Annotated in this window: 1 protein-coding gene; it reads right to left on the bottom strand. The window is 43.2% G+C overall.

All coding sequences use genetic code 11. The features are described from left to right. On the bottom strand, positions 1-362 hold a 362-nt coding region (locus R7190_RS29260; RefSeq protein WP_318138125.1), incomplete at its 3' end, for a SulP family inorganic anion transporter. Positions 363-581: the final 219 nt, after the last annotated feature.

A 581-nucleotide genomic window follows, 5' to 3' on the forward strand; every position in this document is an offset into this window, starting at 1 on the left:
GGCATTAAGGTGACATATTTCCCCATCTTCAGCGTTCCAAGCAAGATCTGAAATGCACCCGCCATCATGACAACAGTAAACGTCATCGCCATACCTGTTTCAGGGTACTTCGCCATCATACTGGTCAATACGGCTGTCATGATCACCGTCATCGGACCCGTGGGTTCTGAGATAAGTGTATTTGAGCCACCAAATAAGGAGGCAAACAAGCCCACCATTATGGCGCCCCAAAGGCCAGCTTCTGCACCCGCCCCCGAAGCAACCCCGAACGCCAACGCCAAAGGGAGAGAAATAATGGCCGTGGTCACCCCGCCAAATATATCCCCTTTGAAATTGATATCTTTAAAACGACTACCGAACACCGTTTAGCTCCCTGCATTAATTTCAAAATTAAATAAGTAAAATGTCATTACTTTAACGAGGAATGTGAAAAATTAAACCATAAATAAATTATGGCTTAATTCGTTATCTAATAAGCGGTCTGAATTGTACGAATTTATTTCCAAGAACACGTCAGATGAGTCCTGTCTGACGCATATTTAACGGGATCGAAATTGTAACATTGTGTATAGTTACAACAC

This window comes from Vibrio sp. 1078-1 (genome assembly GCF_033340475.1).